We start from the raw sequence: 20315 nt of genomic DNA, 5'->3' as shown, positions 1-20315 counted from the left end.
AAGTCCATTCTTAGTTATTATTGTCCATTTTTTGCATAATTTGCTTCAACTGCATCTTTCTCAGCTTTCCACCAATTTTCATTATTTCGGTACCAATCAATCGTATCTTGTAATCCTGATTTAAAATCAGTAAATTCAGGATTCCAACCAAGCTCTTCACGTAATTTTGATGAATCAATAGCATATCGTAAATCGTGTCCTGGGCGATCTTTAACGACATCATAAGCATCTTTAGGTTGACCCATTAATTCTAAAATCAACTCCAAAACAGCCTTATTATCTTGTTCACCATCCGCACCAATCAAATAAGTTTCACCAATACGACCCTTATTTAAAATAGCCCAGACAGCACTTGAATGATCATTAGTATGAATCCAATCGCGAACATTTTTACCAGAACCATATAACTTAGGCCGGATTCCACTCAAAACATTAGTAATCTGTCTTGGAATAAACTTCTCAATATGTTGGTATGGTCCATAATTATTGGAACAATTTGAAATTGTTGCCTGTAAATTGAATGAACGCACCCATGCACGAACTAATAAATCTGATCCAGCCTTTGTTGATGAATATGGACTGCTTGGATTATAACGTGTTTCAGGTGTGAATTTTTCACCTTCACCTTCCCCATGACCGGGTAAATCTTCGCGTAATGGTAAGTCTCCATACACTTCATCAGTTGAAACATGATGGTAGCGGACATTGTATTTACGACAAGCTTCTAGCAATGTATATGTTCCGATAATATTAGTTTGAATAAAAGGTGATGGATCTTTTAAAGAATTATCATTGTGACTTTCTGCAGCGTAATGTACTACCGCATCTGTTTTGCTAACAAGTTCATCAACTAGTTTAGCGTCAGTAATATCTCCCACTACTAGCTCAACACGATCAGCAGGTAGTCCAGCTAAATTTTCTTTATTTCCTGCATAAGTTAATTTATCTAACACGGTAATGTGAACATCTGGGTGGTTATTAACCACATAATGGACAAAATTAGAACCAATAAATCCGGCCCCACCTGTTACAATAATATTTTTCATTTAAAAACACCTCTCCTATTTAGATTTCTCCATACACAAACGGATTGTCTTTTTCAAACTCTGTAAACGTTGGTTGTGCAGCATCTTTTTCAGATGTAATTGCTTGGTCAAAATCAATAGGCCAATCAATATTTAGTTCAGGAGTTTTAAATGAAATCCCACCATCTGCTGCTGCATTGTAGTAACCATCACATTTATAAAGGAAATTAACATCATCTGTTAATGTTACAAATCCATGGGCATACCCTTTAGGAACTAATAATTGGCGATGGTTACTTGCAGAAAGAATATATCCTTCCCACTGTTTATAAGTAGGTGAACCTTTTCGAACATCGACAATAACATCTAGTACTGCCCCTGTCACGACCCGAATTAATTTAGTTTGTGCAGCTTCTCCACGTTGAAAATGAAGTCCTCTTAAAACGCCAGCTTGTGTTGATAATGAATGATTATCTTGGATAAAATCAATATCTATTCCAGCTTCTTTGAAATCTTTGTCTGAATATGACTCCGTAAAAAAGCCGCGATTATCACCAAATACTGCTGGTTCAATAATCTTAACATCTTGTAACTTTGTTGTTGATACTTTTAATTTACCCATTACTTTTTATCCTCTTCTTCTGCGATACGTAACATGTACTGTCCATAATCATTTTTTTTGAGTGGTTGTGCTAGATCAATTAATTGTTCGCGTGAAATATAACCCATTCGATAGGCGATTTCCTCTAAATTAGCTACTTGCATATTTTGCATTCTTTGAACAGTTTCAATAAACTGCCCTGCTTCAAGTAAACTTGCATGTGTCCCTGTATCAAGCCAAGCAAATCCACGTCCCATAATTTCAACATGTAGTCTTCCTTTTTCAAGATAGACCTTGTTAACATCCGTAATTTCAAGTTCGCCACGTGGTGACGGCTTAATATTTTTTGCTATATCAACAACTGAATTATCATAAAAGTATAAGCCTGTTACTGCAAAATTACTTTTAGGGTGATCCGGTTTTTCAACAATCGAAATTGCTTTATGGCTCTCATCAAATTCAACAACACCAAAACGCTCGGGATCACGCACTTGATAACCAAATACGGTAGCCCCCTCAGTTTGATTTGCAGCCCGTTCAAGCATCTTAGTCATACCTGGACCATAATAAATATTATCACCTAAGATGAGCGCAACGCTATCATTACCAATGAAATCAGCACCAATAATGAATGCTTCTGCTAATCCATCTGGTGTAGGTTGAACGGCATACTCTAAATTAATGCCTAATTCAGAACCGTTGCCCAATAATTCTTGAAAACGTGGCGTATCTTCAGGAGTAGAAATAATTAGAATATCCTTGATACCTGCCAACATTAATGTTGATATTGGATAATAGATCATTGGTTTATCATAAATCGGCATCAGCTGTTTACTTGATGCACGTGTCAATGGATATAAACGAGTCCCACTACCTCCGGCTAAAACTATTCCCTTCATACACTTTTCCTCCTAAAATATTCTAATTAATTTTTGTAAATGGTAGCTACAATAACTACTTAACACAGCTTTTAAAAATAAAAATCATTATTTATTTAATATCCTTCTTAAAACCAATTTTTTAACATAATTTGTTTCGTCATATCTAATAAATAAGAAATAGAATAATGTACTTGCTAGAATAAATACAACAGCAGATGCTATCAAAATACTGAAAATCCCTTGAATTACAATAATTTTTAGTAAATACGAAATTATTCCTAATTCTATTCCAATTATTCCCATATAACCAAAATATTTAAGATAATATTTTTTCATACTACGTTTGAATCCATATTTGAATAAGATAAGTGGTTCCCACCATAAATTAATTCCAATATTACTTACTATTGTACCAATTAATATACCATTAATGCCGAGATTTGTTGTCATTAACAAAAGAATTGAAACTATCATATTAACTACAGCTTCAAGTAGTGATTTATATCTCATTGGCCAAAATAATCCACGTGCACCAATAAAATTTAATACAGTCTGTCTAAATTGAACAAGTACAAAATTTATAACAATAAGTAACACGGTAAAGTTCGATAAGACGTAATTTGATCCTATCCAAAATTTAATAAAAGATTCAATAACTGCGTATAACGTTATAGCAATAACTGATGTAATACCGGCATTTATATACATATAACGATAAAACACAACTTCTTGATAATCTTCATCCTCCGTTACTCCTAGATTACCTAATCCAGCTGTGACAGCAGAGATACTTTGTGTCAACACACTGGAAATACTATTTACAATCAGCATATAATTAGAATATATTCCTACTAATCTAACGCCTAAAAATGCCGATATTAATATATTATCCGTTCCAAAAACTAATATAGTACCAATTTTTGAAGAAACAGTCCCAAATATATTTTTCTTCATATAGTTGATGACTTTAGGATTTACTTTAACAGTTTTCATTTCGGAAAGAAATTCAAATTCCCTATCAACAAGTTTTGAAATTCTCAAGTTAGATAACAATGTTATAATTATTTGGATTACTAAGTACCAAACATATTGTCTAAATAAAAGTAAAAAGATAATTTGTAATACTGTCTGCATTATCGTAAAAATTAATCTATTTAAACTATCCTTATATCCTTCTTGATTTGCAATTAATAAGGAACGTTTATACGTAAAAAAGTAACTAACAACCGTATTTAATAAAAATAGTACAAACATAACTCGCGGAAATGGTACAGGACTACCGCCCTTCATTAAAATAGTTATAAATGGAGTAAATGCTAAACCCATAATCAAAATTACGATACCAATCACATTATACACTTTTCTAAATAAATTCATGACACCAGCAATTTCACCATGATTACTAGTAGCAAGAGGATCGTACAGTGAGTACGTTATCGCCCCACCAATCCCTAATTCAGCAAAGGATAGAAAACTCAACACATTAGCATATAGCCCATTGATTCCCATGTAATCGGCACCAAGAGTTTTAATAAATACTGTCTGCAATGCAAACTTCAAAACTAACATTATTACTTGCGATAGTGCAGCGATTGATGTATTTTTAGCTGCTATACCAGTTCGAGAATTATTATTCATACATCACACTTACCCTCATCTGTTAAGTTCTTGTACACGTTTAATTTCTGTTTTAATTTTATCCGTGTACTTTAACATGCCGTTATCATAGACATCATTAATATCGTGCTTCTTAAAATCAAGATAACTACGTTCTTTTATATCATTACTTTGATCAGCATATCCTCTTTTTACTTTATTCTCGAATTCTTCAAGTGATTTTGCATAGTAATGATTAACCCTCACGTGTTCCCTTGATACAATTTTAGGTCTTTTTTCATTTGTCCATGGATATCCCCATAACCTATTTCCGTTTTCATCAGTCGTTTTACCGGCCACATCATACCAATGTGGTATTCTCATATCAATTACTAATCTAGGATTTACGATAGGTTTTGAATCTAAAATAATATCATTTTTTGATCTATTTAAAAATGTCTCAGTAACTAATCCATTTGATTTTTTAATCAAATTAGATGAGCCGAACATCACCCAACCAATTTCAATTTGAGCAACGTTTTCACTAAATTCATTTAAAAAAGAATCAATATTTTTTTCATCAATTAATACTAAATATTCATCTAAATCTAGTGTTAATAGCCATTTTGTTTCTGTCTTACAGCGCTCGACAGCATCCAGATATGCTGGTATTTGTTGCTTATCACCCGGAAAATAGATATATTCAACCACTTTACTTTTAATATACGGTTCTAAAATTTCTTTTAAATTATCAGTAGATTCGTTATCATAAATATAAAATTTTGATATACCAATAATTTTATGATATTCAATCCATTCTTGAACGTATAGTGCTTCATTTTTAATAATTGCCACTAATGACACGCTATTAATAAAATCAGTTTTTTCTTCAATTATTTTTACTTGTTTATACCTTTTATTTCCGTAGTTCATCTTATTTTTCATATACTTTATCATATTATATGCCGTAATAAAATTACGCCTAAAACTTTTTTTTATTAAATTGATAGTAACCACCTAATCACTCTCTATTAAACAAACCATATAATTATTCTTTGTGCTGTTGTATTAATTAAACTATGAAATTTATGATACAAAGAATATCTTTTAAAGATATTCTTTGTATCATAAAACTTATATGTATCTTCTAGCATTTTTTTTTCAGTATCATTTTTAATGATATTAGAAAATCTTTCATACAGAACAATATTTTCCTTTTTAATCCGACCTAATTGTTTATATCTTATTTTTAATCTACGAAAAACTTCATACAAGTGTACATTACTCTTACCAATTCCGATGACGTTATTTTCATGTTGTCTATAGTAAACCGTTACTTTATCAATGTACGTTAAATTCCCACTTGCTGAGCTGATTTTAGCAATAATTGAATCATGCATTGTTACATTTTCAATATCTTCATCTGTTAACATAAGTACTTCATCTCTTAGTTTCTTATTAATTGCTAATGCCGCTCCGGTTACTTTAAAATTGAATAATAAATCATTCAATGAATGATTATAATTTTCGCCTACTAACATTTTAGACATTTTAATATTTGTTGAAACAGCCTTTTTATCAGCAATCATAAGATCTGAAAATATAGCTTGTGTTATTTTATTGTCTAACAAATCAAATTTATCCATAAATTGCATTATTTTATCTGAAACCCAAACATCATCTTGATCAGAAAAAAAATAGTAATCAGCATCGACAACCCTAAGTAATTCAAAAAAGGAACGTTTAACACCCATATTTCCGCTTGAATAAATTATTTTTAACAAATTTTTATTTTCGTATCTTTTTAAAATATCTATTGTATTATCTGTTGAACCATCATCTCTAACATAAATCTGTATGTTATCTTCATTTTTATATTTTTGCTCAATAATACTATTTAATTGTTCCTCGACGTACTTTTCGCCATTATACGTTGACATAATCACAGCTATATTTTTCAAAAATTTACTCCTTAATTACTTTTCTTTAAACGACAATGCTAAAGCGATTTCCAATGTACTAAATATGGAATACTGTCAACAAATTCTTGTGGTACTAACACTCCATAAAACGCTATAACAGCTAATAAGAGTATCCCCACCATCATTAAATCAATCTTTAATAATATTCTACTATCAATCTCATCTTTATGCTCCCTAATTAGCGCGTATGCAATTATAATTGGTGCGAAAGAGTTACGTTGGAACCGTTGATATTGTATCGACATAACTAAAAATGGGAGTGCTACAAGACCAGTTAACGAAATTAAGAATAACAATTTCAATTTATTTTTAATCTCAGTTGATAGGCTATTAATTTTCAAAAAATAATATCCAAGTCCTAACATTGAAAAATATGATAAAGCTATTTCTATAAGCATTATTTTTGATGAACCAGCAGCATAACTTGTGTTCAGTTTATCAAACAATTGTGTCCTAGATGAATGCAATGAAACTTTCGTTATTATATTTTTCAATAAACCACTTAAACCTGGAATAAATTGTACAATTGTTAAAATTACAAAAAAACCAATAATTAATTGTACAAAAATTTTCACATATTTTTCGCTCAAAAAGCTTAAGGGAATTATTATTAAAAATATATATCCAGATGAATGCATTGATGCGCTCAATAAGATTAATCCGATGGCAATAATAATATTTTTTACATTTTTTTTCTGTAAAAAACTTAGCCCTAATAGAGCAATAGAAATCATAAAAAAATTACGTGCCTGTGTTGCCTCATTAAAAAAAGGAAAAATTGCAAAAACCCAAACAAAAGATCCTAAATTCTTTGTAAATCTTAATATTGCAACTGTCAAAATAATAAAACTAACAATAAATAATATTAATCTAAAATCAGCATATGTCACTCCGTTTGCCGCAAAAATTCGAGAAAGCCACATATAGCCCCACTCAAATTGGTGATTATATGGTGCTAAAGAACTATTATCATAATTAATAAGATAACTAGGATAATCGGTCGTCGTCATCTTACTAGCAGCACCCGCTAGCCATGCTAATATTCCGATTCCAATGAACGGAATGATATTATTTTTTTTACCATGAACATGATCCAAAAAGAAATTGGTTACTATTGCAAATAAATATGTCATATAAACTCCTAGATAGTCATTTCTTAAACAATTAATGAAATTTGCTTATGCTGTATTCCATTTTTAATTAAATTTTATGTAAATACTAACATTATTTTTTGAATAACCTTAATATTTCCTCCAAATAGAGTAAGGTATTGTGACCGTGAATATTGGTAAAAAAACCATTCTTTTTGCCAAATATTATGGCTTCGATACCCTTCTTTTCTACAAAATATTTCAACATAGTAATTCTTTTTTTTATTTTAATAGGCGAATTTGAAAATTGTAGTTCTAATTCATTAACCAATTTGGAAAATCGATCAAATTTAACTTTATATTTTTTTAAATCAATTAACTTACTTTTTATAATTGTACTTTTTTTATGTGCATCGGCACCTCTTGTAATATTAAATGAATGCATTCTATGACCATCAGTCGCACTATCTATATATCCAATCCCATCATATAATCCAGCAACTAATGCAAGCCATGCATCATGATTAACTGCTTCTATCGGGATGTTTTTTGAAATTTCTAATAAGTTACGATTAATAATCATCGTATTACCCATTAACCAGTTATGTAGAAAAATACGTTGATATGTTGGTTTATTTTTCTTTTCTACACCACTGTAGTTCACACTTCCGTCCCCCACTACTTCAAAAAACTCGTCATAATTCGTATATACAAGCTTAGGCAGTACTTTTTCGTTAGGCAGGTGTCTAATTTCATTTAATGATATCTCAATTTTATTTGTATACCATACATCATCCTGATCTGAGAACATAACATATTCATACTGGTCTGGAACGTTATTCATTAAAATTTCAAAATTTCCTAATTGGCCCTTTTCATTAATATTTAGCGAGCTATCTAGTATCGTTATTTTAGGATCTCTTTTAAAATTATCTAAAATTTTACTGGTATTATCTTTCGAAAAATCATCTCTAATAAATAGGTGCCAATTCCCATATGATTGATTCTTAATACTTTCAATTTGCTCCATTAAAAATTTTTCACCATTGTAGGTAGCCATTAAAATTGCAACGTCACTCATAATTAGATCCTCCTAATTAGCTAAAGTGTTCAGCGAATATTTTTCTTAATTGTTCTTTCGTTTCTGAAAGGCTCTCCAATGGTAACGATATGTCGTTTATAACAACTATTTTTGCCTTGGATTTTAAGGCGCGCTTTATTTTTGAAAAATCTCCATCTTCTGGCAACTTCTCAAACTTTCCAAACGAAAATCTACGTGGTTCAAAATTCCCTTTTGAAAGTTGCCAATCGCGTGCCAACCAAATATTTACATCATTTCTAGTACGAAAACGATTTTTACTAAGTTCGGCTAACAAAGCTGGTTCTTTTTGATATATTTCTTTAAATGTACTTTTCAATAAACTACTAGGCAAATGCGGTTCATACCATCCCAGAACAGACCTATATGGTAAAACTAAGAAATTTCTTACATTTTGAAACCCGTATTGCCAATTAAATATTTTAAAGAAATTCTTCTTCAAAATATTATTTTTTGAGAACCACTTATTAATAATAAGTATATTATTAAAAGGTATTAACGAAAATTCTTCCGACGGTTGAATAAGTCCCATTAATCCTACATCCTTAGGAGTCCCATCTTGAGAAAAGAAATCTGTTGGATCTACCTTGTTAGTTATAAACGTATCGTCATTAAATACGATAAAATGTTCCGATAAATTTTTAATTCTTGGAATATTCATTTCAATGACATTCGAATTAAAAGTAGGTAAATATTCTTCAGGAATAAAATCAGAATGATCAACAATTGTTAGATTTTTCATGTCCAATGGAAACTTCGGAACTTGTTTGTCGGTAATTAAAAAAATATGGTTTACCCATGGTGCAAATTTTTTTACACCTTCAAACCACCATTTAAAAATATCATAATCTCTGAAACGTTCATCCGCATTTAAATTTTTGTTTCCCGCGTACTTATTTTTTTTATTCCGCCAGATATCATCATTTCCATCAACCCATGTCACTACAAAATCAATTTTAAAATTATCACTCATGACTAAGTTCTCCTTAATATTTATTAGTGATTTTAATATTCAGATAAAAAGTGTTAATCTATTTTCAATCTTATATTTAGAGCCAAATTCTTCGTATTCTAGCCTTAAGCTCCCCATTAAATAATTGCTTAATATAATATTGGAAATATCTGCGGATACCATTAGGCCATTTTCCTTCATTATATTTCTTTATATTTTCAATAGACAACTTTTCATCTGTTATAAACTTATTAGGTACAATTAAAAAGCTATGGTCATCATTTGATATTTCAACATCAACTTGCATTTTTCTTTTTTGTAAATGAATATATTCTATCTTTTTAGTTTTAATTTTTCCGTTATCAATATAATTCATTACTAGTTCCCCATCATGCCATCTAAACACTTGATATTGTTTTCCCTCAGAAATATCAAGTGTTATAAATCGAAATGCTTTTACCCAAATATCAGCATAATAGACCTTTTCTTTATATGGATCATATATTCTCATATCTGTGTCGGGCATAAATTTTGCAGTTCCCCAAATTTCATCAAAGTGAGTTGCGTCATCAGTTGTAAATGCCTGCTTATAATTGTACGTCCCTTTTTTATGATGATCAATTTTATATGCATTATTAATTTGATTATTATTTCTATACATTTGAAAATGTCCACGAGTATTTATTTTGTCATATTTTTTTAGTATATCCTCAGATAAAAATTTTTTTAAATCTCCAAATATAGTATCAATATCCACAAATCCCCACCAATCATATCCCGAGATGTCTTCCTCAAATATTTCACCGTAAGCCGGTTTGTAGTCATTCAACTTATACGGATTATTAATTTTTATAGGAAATGTATAATGTGATCTTATTTTCGCTTGAATATCTTTAAAGTTGACTATTTTTATTTTAACATTCGGTATGGTTGTAGATATATTTTGATCAGTATATATTAGAAAATCTATCTCATTATTATATTCCGCTGATTTTAACCATAAATCAAAATAATTTGGTAATTCTCCAAAATATATAGCTATCAATACTATTTTTGTGTTTTTAATCATTGCGAATCCTTTCAATTTATAGACAACATCGCATAATTTAAATTTTAGAATATAAACTATACATAATTTCATTTACATTCTTAATACTATATTTTTTTGATACTTCAATATTGTTTTTAACAATTTTTTCGTATTCTTTATCATTGATGCCTAGTAAATTTTCTATAGCTTTCACAAACTGGGAAATATCAGTAGGATCATCCACTACACACCCGCTGATACCATTTTCTGTGTAATCTTTGATCCCCCCTAAGTAAGTACTTACTAATGGAAGACCAGTAGCCATAGCTTCTAATCCCGCTAGTCCTAATCCTTCTCGTTTAGATGGAAAAAGAGAAAAATCTGCTATATCTAAATATTGTTTAATATTTTCAGAATAACCTGTAAAAATAATCTTTTCTTCTAATCCATACTCTTTCACTTTTTTTTCTAATAAATCTCTTTGATCTCCAACACCGCATATAATATATGTAATATCAATTTTATCTTTCAATTTATTTACTGCTTCTATTCCCACAATATGATTTTTCCGCTTAGATAATTCACCTACAGAAATCATCACTTTACTATTCTTACTTATCTTTAAATCAGTTTTCAATTCATCGATATTAGTTGATTGTTCTCGTAATTGTTCCCATTTTATTCCAACGCCAGGCACATGTAAAACTTCTTTTATACCAAAAGATTTTCCAATTGAGTAATCTTCATTGTTGATTGTTATTAAAATATCCGTATATTTAGATAAGTAACGTTCTATAGGATAAAATAATATCCAATCTTTTTTCGGCCCGCCCTTAAAGAACTGAAAGCCATGTGCCGTATAAACAATTTTAGTTTCTTTATTATTTTTAAAAACTAATCTAGTTAATACACTTCCCATCGGTGAATGGCAATGCACAAAATTATAGGTAGTTGTACTTGCTAATTTTTCAAGCTGATTATATGCTTTTTTATTTGCTTTTATTGAACCAATTCCTCTTAAAAAGTCAATTTGATGACAAATTATATTTTTTCCTTCAAGCTTCTTTTTTAAGGAATTAGCCATATCATCTGGTATAGTTCCAGCGGAATAAAAGTTAGTTGCAACTTCCACATTATATCCTAATTCTTGTAATATTCTGATATTATCCATATTAAATTGTTCAATCATTGAAGCAACCGACGCAACGATTAAAACTTTTTTCATTTCTTATCCTCCATTAAAATTTTCGTTATCGTATTTTCTAATGTAAGTCCTAATGTATATTCGAAAGAGCACTCGCTAATTTTTTTATCATAAACTTTACTACCATATATTTTATTAAAAACACGAAACTTCCTTGATAATAGAGAAATAAGCGGATTAAAAATAGAGATAAAGTATACTTTCTTTCTTAATAATTTCCTTGTTACTTTGATTACATCGCTTGTAGAAACATATTCTTTATTTTGAGGGAAATAAAGGCCTGATGCATCATTAATAATTATCTGTTTGATAAATTCTGTTAATACATCTACATAAATCATACTTCGTTCATTGTTAATACTTGGGAAAATCAGGGATTTCTCAGCTAACTTCAGTAGCCTTGGAAAATTACCCTTACTATTCGGTCCGTAAACCATCGGAGTTCTGATAACAACCGTTTTAAAGTTATCGTCTGCTAATTTTTGAATTTCTACATCTGCCTGTAGCTTACTATCACCATAAAAATCAATTGGGTTCATTATTGTCTCTCGAGTAATTATATTAGTATTTTGTAGTCCATTTTTTTCACCATATACTATCATACTTGATAAAAAAATAAATTGTTTCACTCCCTCAGATTTAGCTTTTTTAGCCAAATTAATTGCGAGATCTCTATTTACTTTATAATATTGATCCTCCATACTCGGATCCGAAGATACATGTGCAATACCCGCAACATTAAGTACTACATCATATAGACCAAAATTTTTTCCTCTCCATTTATCATCTCGAACGCTCATCATATCAACTGATATATCTTCCGATTCTGATTTATTAATCCAGCTTTTAAATGCCCCTCCAATATAACTATGTGCACCGGTTATCAAAACTCGTTTAGTCATCACTCTTACCTTCCTTTACACCATCACTCTTTAAAACTGATGTAATTGTTCCAAAAAAAATTTTTAAATCTTCTGAAAAAGATAAAAGTTGCACGTAATCACCATCAATTTTTGATTTCTCAGCAATAGATAATTCATCTCTCCCACTAATTTGTGCTAATCCAGTTAACCCTGGGTAAACGTTATTAGCGCCGTACTTTTCACGTTCGTTAATTAAATCTTCTTGACTCCAAAGTGCTGGTCGAGGACCAACGATACTCATCTTACCTGTTAAAATATTAATAATTTGTGGTAATTCGTCAAGACTCGTTTTTCGTAAAATTTTACCCGAGCGAGTAATGAAAGCATCCGGATCTTTCAATAAGTGAGTAGGTACATCAGGTGTATCAGTTCTCATCGTCCTAAATTTTAAAATACCAAAGTAGGTTTTATTAATACTTACCCGCTTTTGTACAAAGAAAATAGGGCCTTTCGAATCGACTTTAACAATAATTGCGATAATTAAAAAAATAGGCGATAAAAGTACAAGGCCTACTAAAGAAATAACAAAATCAATTGTTCTTTTAAAATATTTTTTATACATTAACGCATACCTTCCGAATCAATTGAGGGTTCACCATTATGAGTATGTGCATATCTAATAACTTCTTTTTTCAAAGCAGTACCAGTTAACGGCTCTACACTCTTAACAAAACTCATAATTTCATCAATCTTGTATGGTGTTACTTTACCCAAGAAAATTTTTTCAAATACTTGCTCTTGCTGTTTTTCACTACTTACTAATAATTCTTCATACAGTTTCTCTCCAGGTCTCATACCTGACTCAACAATATCAATATCGTTTTCAGTATATCCACTTAATTTAATCATTTTTCGTGCTAAATCAACAATTTTAACCGGTTTACCCATATCTAAGATAAATAGTTCTCCACCTTTAGATAGCGTCCCCGCTTGAATCACTAAACGGCTAGCTTCAGGAATTGTCATAAAGAATCTTGTCATTCTAAGATCAGTAACAGTAACTGGTCCACCTTTAGCTATCTGTTTCTTAAACAGTGGTACAACACTACCACGGCTACCAAGAACATTACCAAAACGAACAACGGCGAATTTTGTATGACCTGGTTCATTCAAACTAGTTACAATCATTTCAGCGAGACGTTTCGTTGCCCCCATAATATTAGGCGGATTTACTGCTTTATCAGTTGAAATCATTACAAATGATTTCACATTTGCAGACTTAGCAGCTTCAGCAACATTTTTCGTACCATAAACATTATTTTTAATGGCTTCAGTTGGGTTAGCTTCCATTAATGGTACATGTTTGTGTGCTGCAGCATGATAGACTATTTCTGGTTTATATTGTGCCATTAAGTCAAAAATATGTGCCCGGTCTTGAACATCCGCAATAATCGGCACAATTTCAATTTTCCCAGCATAAAGATTTTTTAATTCTTGATGAATCAAATAAATTGAATTTTCTCCATGTCCTAGTAAAATTAGTCGTTTAGGACCAAATTTGCTAACCTGTCGACAAATTTCTGAACCAATAGAGCCACCCGCTCCTGTAACTAAAATTGTTTTACCATATATTTTGCTTTCAATCTTAGCCATATCAAGTTTAATCTCTTGTCGACCCAGTAAATCAACAACGTCAATCTCATGCATTTTTCTAGAATCACTATTGTCTTCTAACATATCTTCAAAACTTGACATGCGATTAATTTTAACTTTTAGAGGATTTAAAATATCTAACAAGTCCTCGTAATTATGGGGACTTAATGAAGGAATAGCAATTGAGACCTGTTCAACATCGTATTCTTCGACAATCATTGGAATTTCTTGGAAAGTTCCCAAAACTTTCTTACCCATCATCCACATTTTTTGTTTTTGAATATCATTATCGACGTATCCAATAACATTCAAGTCGGCATTATCTCTTTGTATTCTTTCCATTAAAGCTTCTGCGCCATCCCCTGCACCGACTATTAATGTTGTAATTAATGTTTCTGATTCTTCATTATTAAAGATATTTTCAACAAGATAGCGCCATGCAAATCGGCTGCCACCAATAAAAAGGAGGGCCAGTAAATAAGTTAATATTCCAAAACGAATACTATAATTTGAACTTATGAAAAAATAACTAATATTACTAATAACTGCTGTAATTGTTATTGCAATAAAAATTGCAATTATTTCTTTAAAGCTAGCATACCTATTAATTTTAGAAAAGAGGTTTAATGAGTATCCAATTATTAGGTATAAAATCAAACATATACACCCAAATTCCAATAAATCAGAGTTACTAAAACTAATATACGGCCCTAAAAATAACCTCGATAATGAAATTGAAACTACCCAAATCAAACTATCCAATCCAGTTAAAACAACCTGTTTACTTTTCCTAGTCACCTATAATCCCTGCTTCCTTAAATTATCCTACGTCTACTTAATTATTATTTATAATAGCCATAATACCCACCATAATAACCTGACTCATCACTACCTGAAACATCATTCAAAATCGTCCCAATGATTCTTGCATGAACGGTATCTAATAATTCTTTTGCTTTCAAAACGGCACCTTTATTTGCCACACCTTGTCTCACAACTAAAATTGTACCATCAACTTTTGTTGCAACAATTTGTGCATCTGTTACAGAAATTAATGGTGGTGTATCGATGATAACCATATCCATTTGTTCAGCGACAGCTGTAATTAAAGAATCCATCCGTTTTGTATTCAATAATTCTGAAGGGTTCGGTGGAGTAGGACCTGCAGGCATAACATATAAATTTTCAATTGGTGTTTCTTCAACTGCTTTTGCAACATCAATACTTTTTTCAGTCAAACAATTTGTAAGCCCGGTTTCATTACTCAAACCAAAAGTTTGATGCGCAGTTGGTCTACGCATATCGGCATCAATTAACAATACTTTCAGTCCTTGATTAGCATATGTTACAGCAAGATTAGTTATAACTGTTGACTTGCCTTCTGATGGACCTGATGATGTCGCCATAATAACTTTCATTTCTTTATCAACACTTGAAAATTGGATATTCGTACGTACAGTCCTAAATTGTTCTGCAATCGTTGATGTTGGTTGAGTAACAGTAATTAATCCAACACCGTTATCAATACTATCAGTTGATAACTTTTTATCTTTTTTTAATAAACTCATCATTCAATAACCCCTTATCTATTTTAATTAGTATGCTTTCTTTTTCTTGGTGTTGATTGTCCAAAAAGTCCTTGACTCTTATTAGTTTCGTCAATATGGTTAATCATACCTAAGTTTGAAAGACCAAGATCTGTCAAAAAATCAGCGTTTTTAACTGTTTTATCAAAAAGTTCTATTGCGAATGCAATCCCAATTCCGATAAGCCCCCCTAGTAACAGACCTATTAATACATTCATCTTTTTATTAGGTGATACTGCATTAGGTTTTGCAACTGCATCAGCAACAATTGTTACATTATTAACTTTCATCACTTTTTTTATTTTATTTTTAAACGTATCAGCAACAGAGTTTGCAATATCAGCCGCGCGATATGCATTAGTATCTTTAACAGTTACACTAAAAACCTGTGAATTTTCTTGATTTGATATACTTATCTGATTTTTTAAATCATCACTCGTACCAACGAAATTATCTTTTTTAGCAATTTCTTTTCTCACAGGATCTAGTACAATTTTATTTTGAATAATGTCTTTATACGTATTAATCATTTGGACATCTGCTTGCTGTGTATTGTAAGCAGCCCCTACATTATTGGCAGTTTCTGTTCTATTAACTAATATTTGAACAGTCGAGTTATATTTTGGCGTCATAAAGAACATGGTTACAAAAAATGCTAATAGTGCCCCCGCAATTATTAACCCAATAATTAATTTAAGATGTTTCTTTAAAATGCTAAAAACTTGTTCAAGATTGATTGTCTCTTCCATTGATATAATTCTCCTAGTCTAAGTCTAATTGTTTTCTGATCATGTTGGATACTTTCGTTACTTGTGCTGATGGAACAACTTCATACGACACACCATTTATCATTTGTGATTGTCCTTGAAGTTGAACATCTTTAATTGTGCCTATAGCACTACGATACTGAGTCACTATTTTTTTCATATCAGAAAATTTCAAATTTGTTTTCATATTGCTCTCAAGTACACTCAAAATTGCTTGATAATTTGTGACACCATCAATAGAAGCTATTTTTTTACCTAATTCAGTCACAACCGAGCGTTGTCTTTTTTGACGCCCGTAATCACCATTAGGATCAGAATGTCTCATTCTAGAAAAGTCTAAAACATTACTTTCAGTTAACTCAATATCACCTTTTACGTATTGATGCCTTCCCGCTGAAAAAGCAAATGGATTATTGACCGTAATTGGACCAACGGCACCCGTTAATTCTTCCAGGCCCTTCATATTCATCTGAACATAGTAATCAATTGGAATATTTAAATAGTTTTGAATAGTATCCATCGCTAAGGAAACATCCCCATAAGCATATGCAGCATTTAATTTATTATCTGTCCCGTGACCTGTAATCGGAATCTTCGTATCACGAGGTAAACTCGTTAATGTCGTCAAGTTTGTTTTAGGATTAATTGTCGCAACCATCATTGTATCCGATCGACCTTGATCTGTTCTCCCATCTTCGCCCGTATCAACACCCAAAATTAAAACTGAGAAAGGCGCCTCTTTATCAAGAGAGACACTCCCGGTTGTTCGTTTACTTTTAACATTTACTTTTTGATATGTATTATCTACAACGTCTTTTGCATCTAGATAAACCTTCGCCATCAACACACCACCAATAACCAATAGTGCGGCAACGACGATTCCGACACCAATCCCCCATTTTTTCAGTGTACTCATTTTTTTCTTTTTATGATGATGCTTCTTGTGGCTACCTTGGTGTTTAATATTATCTTCACTCATAATTAATTACCCCTAAATTTTTTAGATGTATACAATGACACAATAATTTATTATACATGTTACCAGACTTAAATGAAACTTAAAATCGTTTGTCTAATCATTGTTTAATCTTATTGTCAACTGATATGATATTCTAAACATTTTGACCACGCTTTCAAAGTTGTAGTGCTCTACACTTTTAATTATACGTTATATTTAAAAGTATTATATTTCATTTTTAATACAGAAAAAGAACATCATTAATTATGTTCTCTTTTTGAAGTCCCTATTACTTGTTAAAACTATATCATAACTTAATTTCTTTTTTATAATCAGTGATTTTTATAAAAACAGCACTAACGCAACTAATTATCCAAGTGGCTAGAACGATGATTAAACTAATTCTTGTTATTATTTTCGTATGATAACCAATGACTAACCTATTTGTACCTATTTTAGTTGCTTTAACGGTTGGACTACCCATAGTTGACAAGGTCATTTTTTTAGGATCAAGGCTATTACCATTTAATTGAACAGTTGAATTATTATAGACTATCGCGGGTAAAGAAATCTCATTTCCTTTTTTTGTTGCGTTCCAACTCAGACTTAACTTTCCTTCACTATTAATCGTTTTACTTACTTCATCTTTATTTTTTTTCATGTCTAATCGATAATCATGATAAGGACGTTCACTTAATACTCGATTATTAGGTAAATAGTCTGGCGATGCCTTGGTAATCAACTTTAAACCATCATCTAGATTTGAACTCATAAATGCTTTGGTAATCTGTTCGTTACTCGTATTATCTGCGATATCAACATTATTGGGAGAAACTATCGACTGATTAGTATGCCATGCTTCATTACTTTTTTGAATTTCTAAATACGATTGTACTCCGACAACAAGACCTCCAACAATTAAGAATAGATCAATATACTTCCGATAATTTTTAAATGAACTACTTGATAGTGTTGCACTAAAACCCGCTAATAATAAAACTACAGCGAACCCTTCAAAGCGACGTGGGTATTGCAAGAAACTTTGTATTGATGGGATAACCTGGGCTAAATCCGTCCAAGGAACTAATTTTGACGTTAAGACTAAGAAAACTAAACCTAAACTAGTTACTACTTTATTAGTAACCGTAAATTTTGCTTGTTTTATAAACAATAAACTAATTTGTACTACAAATATGAAGCTCATAACCAAACCAATTTTAGTAAGCGTTGGCCCCCCCATCGATAAATTCATAGTTGAATTGGACATCATCACATTAACGTGCGGTGCGTATAATTTATTGTTTGCGAAAACATCTAACATGGCACCCCAAACATTAAATGTCAGAACTAACGATAATAACCCCGCCCAAAAACAGGTTAATAATAGTTTCGATTTTTGATTCGTTTGAATAAAACCAACTATAAAAAAAACGAATAGGACACCAATCGACATCAAGGCACTTAAAACATGTACCTGTATCATTACCGACATGGTTAACGCTAAGGGTAGAATTCGCAATCCTTCTGCGTTATTTTTGATCATTTTAACACCCATTAAAACAACTAGTGGCACTAGCATGATACCCCAAGCCATAAAATTTTGCTCAGTTGACCATCGCGCAATCCACAAGCTACCCATAAAAAGAACAGCCATTAATAGTGAGATATCTTTGGTCGAAGTTATTTCTTTAGCTAGTAAATACATTGAGTAACCACTAATAAAGAAAATTAAAAAAGAAGAAATAACCTGAAAATTAAACCAACTATGTACGAGTAGTAGCAACCCACCTAGCAGATAAGCAAATCCAGGCCCATACACAGCATTGATAATCCGACCACTTTGTTGAAACCCGTAATTTGTTTGGAAATAGTTAAAATTGCCTGTTTTAAATTGCATATAGATATCGTAAATACGATTAAAATGAAATAAAGAATCAGAACCTAAAACTAAACTATGTGCGAGTATCTGAGGTAAGACTAAAAACAAGCTCACACTAAACATAACAATAAATACACCGACATGATTTTTTAAATTAATCGACTTATTTTTCAATTAACTTACCTCCCCTAACGATTTATAATATTTTATTTTTTCTTACTAAATCGACTTTTATATTGCTTAAATAAGCTATTTAGCTGAATAGATTGTGCTTCAACTTCACCATGTCGAACAATAGCAATCGATGCATTAAGAACAGCACCTAGCATGATTATCCATGCCCCAAAATCCAGCCAGAATAACATAATCATTACTGTTCCGATTGCACCATAACTACTAAAAGCGCCACCGAAATACTGCACGTATATCGAAAATACTTGGGTCAATAAAATCCACCCAATGGTTGTCAAAATTGCCCCTGGTAAAACTGCCCTGAACCTAAGTCTTGCACTAGGTAATATCCGATAAAGTAATAAAATAATAATAAAAATACCGATTAAGGCGACAGGCCATTTAACCGTGGTAATCACAGTTAAAAATTCTCCCGGCAAATGTAAAATGGGTGTCAACACCTCAACTACTATTTGACTGAACCCAAAGAACAAAATAATAGCACCTAAGGAGATAACTAACCCAATCGTTAACACAAACGATACAATTCGCCCAACAATTGGATTTTGCTTCGTTTCAACACTATAGGCATGGTTGAAACTTTTCTTCAATGCATTAATCCCCTTACTTGTCGTCCATAACGTTACGACAGCACCAATTGACAATAATCCACCATTTCCATTTTTCAGAAACGATTCAATAAACGGTGCTAAAATGCTATATATCGCGGATGGCATCACAACTTTTACATATTCTAAAATAACGGACACCTTTAAATGAAGCATTGGTATTAAATTACCAATAAAAATAATTGCTGGAAAAATCGATAATAACGTATAGTACGCAATAATAACCGAAGAATTACTAACATCGGCATTAATAAATTGTGTTTTAAATATTTTAATAAACTGAACGAACTTACTTTTCATACGATTCCTCCGCGAAATACATCTATATAAGAATAAATTGTATCACAT

The 20315-nt window shown here is 31.3% G+C and carries 19 protein-coding genes; all 19 read right to left on the bottom strand.

Annotated features, from left to right (window positions below; genetic code table 11):
• Positions 1–17: 17 nt before the first annotated feature.
• Complete coding sequence (gene rfbB / locus AC1RPR_RS04415) at positions 18–1046, bottom strand: dTDP-glucose 4,6-dehydratase (RefSeq protein ID WP_481761530.1); 1029 nt, start codon at positions 1044–1046, stop codon at positions 18–20.
• A 19-nt stretch (positions 1047–1065) separates the two neighbouring features.
• Positions 1066–1647 (bottom strand): dTDP-4-dehydrorhamnose 3,5-epimerase, encoded by a 582-nt coding sequence (rfbC, locus tag AC1RPR_RS04410; protein ID WP_481761531.1) that lies wholly within the window; start codon positions 1645–1647, stop codon positions 1066–1068.
• The gene (gene rfbA, locus AC1RPR_RS04405) at positions 1647–2525 is read right to left on the bottom strand and encodes a glucose-1-phosphate thymidylyltransferase RfbA (protein WP_481761532.1); all 879 of its coding nucleotides are present in this window, start codon (positions 2523–2525) and stop codon (positions 1647–1649) included. Before rfbA ends, rfbC begins: the two co-directional genes overlap by 1 nt.
• Before the next feature lie 87 nt (positions 2526–2612).
• Complete coding sequence (locus AC1RPR_RS04400; protein WP_481761533.1) at positions 2613–4145, bottom strand: lipopolysaccharide biosynthesis protein; 1533 nt, start codon at positions 4143–4145, stop codon at positions 2613–2615.
• Positions 4146–4160: 15 nt separating this feature from the next.
• Positions 4161–5060 carry a glycosyltransferase family 92 protein gene (locus tag AC1RPR_RS04395; RefSeq protein ID WP_481763394.1) on the bottom strand — a complete coding sequence of 300 codons (900 nt, stop codon included), beginning with the start codon at positions 5058–5060 and terminating at the stop codon, positions 4161–4163.
• Positions 5061–5134: 74 nt separating this feature from the next.
• Positions 5135–6064, bottom strand: a complete 930-nt coding sequence (locus AC1RPR_RS04390) for a glycosyltransferase family 2 protein (protein WP_481761535.1) — start codon at positions 6062–6064, stop codon at positions 5135–5137.
• Positions 6065–6102: 38 nt separating this feature from the next.
• A complete protein-coding gene (locus AC1RPR_RS04385; RefSeq protein ID WP_481761536.1) occupies positions 6103–7218 on the bottom strand; it encodes an EpsG family protein in 1116 nt (371 codons plus the stop codon).
• Positions 7219–7309: 91 nt separating this feature from the next.
• Entirely contained in the window at positions 7310–8257 is a 948-nt protein-coding gene (locus AC1RPR_RS04380) for a glycosyltransferase (RefSeq protein WP_481761537.1), read from the bottom strand.
• Positions 8258–8273: 16 nt separating this feature from the next.
• The gene (locus tag AC1RPR_RS04375; protein ID WP_481761538.1) at positions 8274–9248 is read right to left on the bottom strand and encodes a Stealth CR1 domain-containing protein; all 975 of its coding nucleotides are present in this window, start codon (positions 9246–9248) and stop codon (positions 8274–8276) included.
• 76 nt (positions 9249–9324) lie between these two features.
• Positions 9325–10296 carry a DUF6625 family protein gene (locus tag AC1RPR_RS04370; RefSeq protein WP_481761539.1) on the bottom strand — a complete coding sequence of 324 codons (972 nt, stop codon included), beginning with the start codon at positions 10294–10296 and terminating at the stop codon, positions 9325–9327.
• A gap of 37 nt (positions 10297–10333) precedes the next feature.
• Positions 10334–11482, bottom strand: a complete 1149-nt coding sequence (locus AC1RPR_RS04365; RefSeq protein ID WP_481761540.1) for a glycosyltransferase — start codon at positions 11480–11482, stop codon at positions 10334–10336.
• The gene (locus tag AC1RPR_RS04360; protein ID WP_481761541.1) at positions 11479–12363 is read right to left on the bottom strand and encodes an NAD-dependent epimerase/dehydratase family protein; all 885 of its coding nucleotides are present in this window, start codon (positions 12361–12363) and stop codon (positions 11479–11481) included. Before AC1RPR_RS04360 ends, AC1RPR_RS04365 begins: the two co-directional genes overlap by 4 nt.
• Positions 12356–12946: a sugar transferase gene (locus AC1RPR_RS04355; protein ID WP_481761542.1), complete on the bottom strand. Its 591-nt coding sequence runs from the start codon at positions 12944–12946 to the stop codon at positions 12356–12358. The genes AC1RPR_RS04360 and AC1RPR_RS04355 overlap by 8 nt, the downstream gene beginning before the upstream one ends.
• The gene (locus tag AC1RPR_RS04350; protein WP_481761543.1) at positions 12946–14775 is read right to left on the bottom strand and encodes a polysaccharide biosynthesis protein; all 1830 of its coding nucleotides are present in this window, start codon (positions 14773–14775) and stop codon (positions 12946–12948) included. Before AC1RPR_RS04350 ends, AC1RPR_RS04355 begins: the two co-directional genes overlap by 1 nt.
• A 44-nt stretch (positions 14776–14819) precedes the next feature.
• On the bottom strand, positions 14820–15545 hold the full coding sequence (locus AC1RPR_RS04345) for a CpsD/CapB family tyrosine-protein kinase (RefSeq protein WP_481761629.1): 726 nt from the start codon (positions 15543–15545) through the stop codon (positions 14820–14822).
• 23 nt (positions 15546–15568) lie between these two features.
• Positions 15569–16312, bottom strand: coding sequence for a YveK family protein (locus tag AC1RPR_RS04340; protein ID WP_481761544.1), 744 nt, complete (start codon positions 16310–16312; stop codon positions 15569–15571).
• A gap of 13 nt (positions 16313–16325) precedes the next feature.
• Positions 16326–17309, bottom strand: a complete 984-nt coding sequence (locus AC1RPR_RS04335) for an LCP family glycopolymer transferase (protein ID WP_481761545.1) — start codon at positions 17307–17309, stop codon at positions 16326–16328.
• A gap of 286 nt (positions 17310–17595) precedes the next feature.
• Positions 17596–19341 (bottom strand): MFS transporter, encoded by a 1746-nt coding sequence (locus AC1RPR_RS04330; protein WP_481761546.1) that lies wholly within the window; start codon positions 19339–19341, stop codon positions 17596–17598.
• Positions 19342–19373: 32 nt separating this feature from the next.
• On the bottom strand, positions 19374–20267 hold the full coding sequence (locus tag AC1RPR_RS04325; protein WP_481761547.1) for a YihY/virulence factor BrkB family protein: 894 nt from the start codon (positions 20265–20267) through the stop codon (positions 19374–19376).
• Positions 20268–20315 lie beyond the last annotated feature (48 nt).

This window comes from Dellaglioa sp. CoH-57-MRSF-22 (assembly GCF_056781895.1).
Note: the sequence above shows the minus strand (reverse complement) of the source record. Positions and strands in the feature narration are given on the sequence as shown.